Source organism: Acidimicrobiales bacterium (assembly GCA_036399815.1).
In the GTDB taxonomy this organism is placed as follows: domain Bacteria; phylum Actinomycetota; class Acidimicrobiia; order Acidimicrobiales; family DASWMK01; genus DASWMK01.
Genome location: DASWMK010000099.1, coordinates 1 through 5068, shown reverse-complemented (window position 1 = coordinate 5068; position 5068 = coordinate 1). Strand labels below are relative to the sequence as shown.

Annotated in this window: 5 protein-coding genes; all 5 read right to left on the bottom strand. The window is 76.5% G+C overall.

Translation table 11 applies throughout. The features are described 5' to 3' along the window. Nucleotides 1-83 precede the first annotated feature (83 nt). Nucleotides 84-1166 carry a cell division protein FtsZ gene (gene ftsZ / locus VGB14_07280; GenBank protein HEX9992711.1) on the bottom strand — a complete coding sequence of 361 codons (1083 nt, stop codon included), beginning with the start codon at nt 1164-1166 and terminating at the stop codon, nt 84-86. A gap of 157 nt (nt 1167-1323) precedes the next feature. Next, nucleotides 1324-2142, bottom strand: coding sequence for an FtsQ-type POTRA domain-containing protein (locus VGB14_07275; GenBank protein HEX9992710.1), 819 nt, complete (start codon nt 2140-2142; stop codon nt 1324-1326). After that, nucleotides 2139-3071 carry a UDP-N-acetylmuramate dehydrogenase gene (gene murB, locus VGB14_07270; protein HEX9992709.1) on the bottom strand — a complete coding sequence of 311 codons (933 nt, stop codon included), beginning with the start codon at nt 3069-3071 and terminating at the stop codon, nt 2139-2141. Before murB ends, VGB14_07275 begins: the two co-directional genes overlap by 4 nt. Beyond that, nucleotides 3068-4447 (bottom strand): UDP-N-acetylmuramate--L-alanine ligase, encoded by a 1380-nt coding sequence (gene murC / locus VGB14_07265; protein ID HEX9992708.1) that lies wholly within the window; start codon nt 4445-4447, stop codon nt 3068-3070. The genes murB and murC overlap by 4 nt, the downstream gene beginning before the upstream one ends. Continuing rightward, nucleotides 4440-5068 (bottom strand): glycosyltransferase (locus VGB14_07260; protein HEX9992707.1); only part of this gene is annotated, 629 nt, incomplete at its 5' end. The genes murC and VGB14_07260, both read right to left, overlap by 8 nt.

Genomic DNA, 5068 nt, shown 5'->3' with positions numbered 1-5068 from the left:
GACGGCGAGGTCGCCGTCGGCCCTCGTCGTGAAGCGCAGGCGGGCGACGAGCCCGGGCCCGGCGGGGACGGTGCGGTCCAGCGCTACTTCAGGAACGAGGGCACGTCGAAGTCGTCGTCGCCCTCGAGGTCGAGGTCCTCGTCGCCGAACACGTCGCCGCCGCCGTCGAGGCCGAGGCTGCTGCGGCCGGCCGGCTCCCGCTCGCCCCGGCCCTCGTCCCAGCGCTCGAAGCCGGCGGCGATCACCGTCACCCGCACCTCGTCGCCCATGTCGTCGTCGATGACGGCGCCGAAGATGATGTTGGCGTCGGGGTGGGCGACGTTGTGGATGACCTCGGCGGCCTCGTTGACCTCGAACAGGCCGAGGTCGCTGCCGCCGGAGATGTTCAGGAGGATGCCGCGGGCCCCCTCGATGGAGGCCTCGAGCAGCGGGCTGGAGATGGCCGCCCTCGCCGCGTTCAGGGCCCGGCCCTCGCCCGACCCGTAGCCGACGCCCATGAGCGCCGACCCCGCGTTGCTCATGATCATCTTGACGTCGGCGAAGTCGGTGTTGATGAGGCCGGGGGTGGTGATCAGGTCGGTGATGCCCTGCACGCCCTGGAGCAGGACCTCGTCGGCCATCTTGAACGCGTTCAGCACCGACGTCTTCTCGTTCGACACGGTGAGCAGCCGGTCGTTCGGGATGACGATCTGGGTGTCGACCTTCTCCTTCAGGCGCTGGATGCCCTGCTCGGCCTGGACCGAGCGGCGCCGGCCCTCGAAGGAGAACGGGCGGGTGACCACGCCGATGGTGAGGGCGCCGAGGGACTTGGCCATCTCGGCCACCACCGGGGCCCCGCCGGTGCCGGTGCCGCCGCCCTTGCCCGCGGTGATGAAGACCATGTCGGCGCCCTTCAGCACCTCCTCGATCTCCTCGCGGTGGGCCTCGGCCGCCGCCCGGCCGACCTCGGGGTCGCTGCCGGCGCCGAGGCCCCTCGTGAGGTCCCGCCCGATGTCGAGCTTGACGTCGGCGTCGCTCATGAGCAGGGCCTGGGCGTCGGTGTTGATGGCGATGAACTCCACGCCCTTCAACCCGGCGTCGATCATGCGGTTGACCGCGTTGACCCCGCCGCCGCCGATGCCGACCACCTTGATCACGGCCAGGTAGTTCTGGGGGATGCCGGCCATGTGGGTTCGTTACCTCCGGGACGCGGGCGGGATTCCCGCCGGGGACGGGACCGAGCCCGGGGCCGGCCTGGCCGTCGGGTGCGGTCGCACCATGCGACGAAGGCCGGGCGCCCCGATGGGCCCCGGCCTCACCCTCGACGACAGGTCGAGAGTTACGTCAACCTCGTGTTGTGGTTGAGACATTACTGTTCTCCGGAACTCTGGTCAACACGGGTGCGCTCGGCACCCGGACGTCGAGCACGCCGAACCCGGTCGGGTCGACCCGGGCCAGCACGGTCGCGGCGGCGAGGAACTTCTCGGGCAGGTCCTCGGGGGTACCCAGGCGGACCCGCCCGAACGGGACCAGCTGGAGGTCGACCTCGTCGCCGTCGACGACGACCGCCGAGGTCGACCGGGCCAGGGCCGGGGGCAGGGCGTCGGCCACGGCCAGCGGCGCGGCCGCCGAGCCGCCGAGGTGCTCCCCCGGCAGGAGGTCGGCGGTGACGCCGTCGAGCAGCACGAGGCCGGGCGGGGGCTGGTCCTCCCTGGCCAGCACCCGTCCCTCGCCGTCGACCAGCAGCACGCCGCCGCCGTCGGCCTCGACCACGGCGACCGGCACCCGCTCCAGCACCTCGACGGCCACCGTGCCCGGCCACTGCCGCTCGACCCGGGCCGAGCGCACCCAGGGCAGCTCGCTCACCCGGCGGCTGACCATGCCGGTGTCGACGTCGACCAGGGCGTCGCCCCGGCGGACCCCCGAGGCCTCGACGACGGCGGCCGCGGTCGTGTGGTCGGCGCCGGTGACCGCCACCCGGTCCACGTCGAGGAACGGCGAGCGCAGGGCGCCGACGGCGGCCAGCACGAGGACGGTGACGGCGCCGAGGGCGACCAGGCGGTGGAGCCGCCGGCGGCCGGCGTCACGGGCGACGGCGATGCGCCGGGCCCGGAACCGCGGGTCGATGGGCGCCGCCGGCCGGTCGAGGGTGGGCGCCGTCACTCGACCTCCACCACAGGTCGAGGGTCGGGGAACCCGGCCAGCCGGGTCTCGGGGACGAGCTGCACCCCGAAGCGCTCCTCCACCCGGCGGCCGACCTCGACCATCAGGGCGAGCACGTCGTCGGCCGAACCGCCCTCGTCGGCCTGGATGAAGTTGGCGTGCTTGGGCGACACGTGGGCGGTGCCGAGCCGGAGGCCCTTGCAGCCGGCCGCGTCGACCAGCCGCCCGGCGCTGTCCCCCGGCGGGTTGGTGAACACCGACCCCGCGTTCTGGCCGCCGGGCTGGTTGGCCCGCCGCCAGCGGACGATCTCGGCGATCTCCGCCTCGGACCGGGCGCGGTCCCCCGGCGCCAGCGCCAGCTCGGCGCGGACCACGACCTGGGACGGGCGCACCGACGACCGGCGGTACCCCAGGTGGAGGTCGGCGGCGGGCACCTCTCCATCCTCGCCGGTGGACAGGTCCGCGACGCGGACCCTGACCAGCGTGGCCGCCACGTCCGACCCGTGCCCGCCGGCGTTCATGCGGACGGCCCCGCCGACCGAGCCCGGCACGCCCACCGCCCACTCGAGCCCGGTCAGCCCCGCGGCCGCCGTGCGCCGGGCCAGGACGGGCAGGGAGGCGGCGCCGCCGGCCCGCACCGTCGTGCCGTCCACCTCGATCCCGGCGAACGTCGGGCCGAGGACGATGGCCAGCCCCGGGAACCCGGCGTCGGCCACGAGCAGGTTCGAGCCCTTGCCGACGACCAGCACGGGCACCCCGCTCGCCGCCACCGCCTTGGCCGCCAGGCGCAGGTCGTCCTCGTCGGCCACCTCGAGGAACAGGGCGGCCGGGCCGCCGACCCGGTAGGTGGTGAGCGGCCCGAGGGGCACGTCCCGCCGGGCCCGGTCGCCGAGGACGGCGGCGGCCGCCTCCACCGGCCCGGCGCTCACGCCGCCCTCGCCGCCAGCGCGGCCCGCACCTCGTCGGGCAGCGACGTCAGGTCGCCGGCCCCGAGCGTCAGGCACAGGTCGCCCGGACGCAGCTCCCGCGCCAGGAACGGGACCAGCTCCGACCGCCGGGGGAAGTAGGCCAGCCGGCGCCAGGGGTGGGCGTCGAGCACGGCGTTGACGAGCAGCGCGCCGGTCACCCCCGGGCGGGGCGCCTCGCCGGCGGCATAGACGTCGGTGAGGACGAGCACGTCGGCGTCGTCGAAGGCGTCGGCGAAGTCCTGCCACAGGGCCGCCGTGCGGCTGTAGCGGTGGGGCTGGAACACGCACACGACGCGGCGCCAGCCGCCGGCCCTCGCCGCCGCCAGCGCGGCCCGCACCTCGGTGGGCAGGTGGGCGTAGTCGTCCACGAACGTCACGCCGGCGGCCTCGCCCCTGAACTGGAAGCGCCGGGCCACGCCGGCGTAGCGGGCCAGGGCCCGGAGCCCGGCGTCGACCGGCGCGCCGAGCGCCACGGCCGTCACCAGGGCCCCGGCCGCGTTCCTGGCGTTGTGCACGCCGGGGACGGGCAGCGCCACCCGCCCGACGACCTCGTCGCCGTGGACGAGGTCGAACGACACGCCGGCCCGCTCCGCCCGCACGTCGACCATCCGCCAGTCCGCCCCGGCCGCCGTGCCGTAGGTGACGCACCCCCCGACGGCGGCGGCCACGGCGGCCGCCTCGGCGTCGTCCGCGCACACCACCCGGGGGCCGGGGGCGGCGGCCACGAACCGGCGGAACGCGTCCCGGAGGGCGGCCCACGAGCCGTAGTGCTCGAGGTGGTCGGGCTCGACGTTGGTGACCAGGGCGGCCTCGGCCCCGAGCTCGAGGAACGTGCCGTCGCTCTCGTCGGCCTCGACCACGAACCATTCGCCCTCGTCCCAGACGGCGCCCGAGCCGATCTCGTTGAGCTCGCCGCCTACCACGAACGACGGCCGCATCCCGGCCTCGGAGAGCACCAGGGCGAGCATCGAGGAGGTCGTCGTCTTCCCGTGGGTGCCGGCGACGGCGACCGTGCGCCGGGTGGCGGCGATGGCGGCCAGCACCTCGGCCCGCCGCAGGACGGGCACGCCCCGCTCCGCCGCGGCCACGACCTCGGGGTTGGTCGGCGGGATGGCGGTCGACACGGCCACCGCCTCGGCGTCGCCGACGTTCTCGGCCCGGTGGCCGACGGTGACGGCCACGCCGGCGGCCCGCAGCCGGGTGAGGCCGGGCGAGTCCTTGAGGTCGCTCCCCGTCACCCGGTGGCCCATGCCGGCGAGGACGGTGGCGATGGCGCTCATCCCGGCCCCGCCCACGCCCACGACGTGGACCCGCCGGGGGGTGGCGAGGTCAAGCACGGGCGTGCTCCTCCACGAGGGCGGCCACCCGGGCGGCGGCGTCGGGCCGTCCCAGCCGGCGGGCGGCCTCGGCCATGGCCGCCAGGCGGGCGTCGTCGGCGAGCAGCGCCTCGGCCTCGGCGGCCAGCCGCTCGGCGCCGAGGTCGGCGTCCGGCACCCACACGGCCGCGCCGGCGTCGGCCAGCACCCTGGCCCCGACGGTCTGGTGGTCCTCGCTGGCGATCGGCAGGGGCACGAGCACCGACGGCACGCCGACGACGGTCAGCTCGGCCAGGGTCGACGCCCCGGCCCGGCAGACGACGAGGTCGGCGGCGGCGAACACGTCCGGCATGCGCTCCTCGTACTCGACGGCCTGGTACACGAGGCCGCCGGGCGGCGGGTCGGGCAGCCGGCCCTCCACGTCGGGCCAGTCGCGGCTGCCGACGGCGTGGCGGATGGCGACGTCGCCCCGGTCCCGCCACGCCTCCCCGAGGGCGAGGGCGGCCTCGTTGATGCGCCGGGCGCCGAGCGACCCGCCGAACACGGCCAGCACCCTGCGGCCGTCGGGCAGGCCGAGCGCGGCCCGGGCGGCGGCCCGGCCGGCGGGCGAGCGGTCCACGGCGGCCATCTCCGGCCGCACCG

Bases quoted from the DNA above. Each gene is read 5' to 3' on its own strand.
- ftsZ (HEX9992711.1), bottom strand. From the start codon at position 1,166: ATGGCCGGCATCCCCCAGAACTACCTGGCCGTGATCAAGGTGGTCGGC.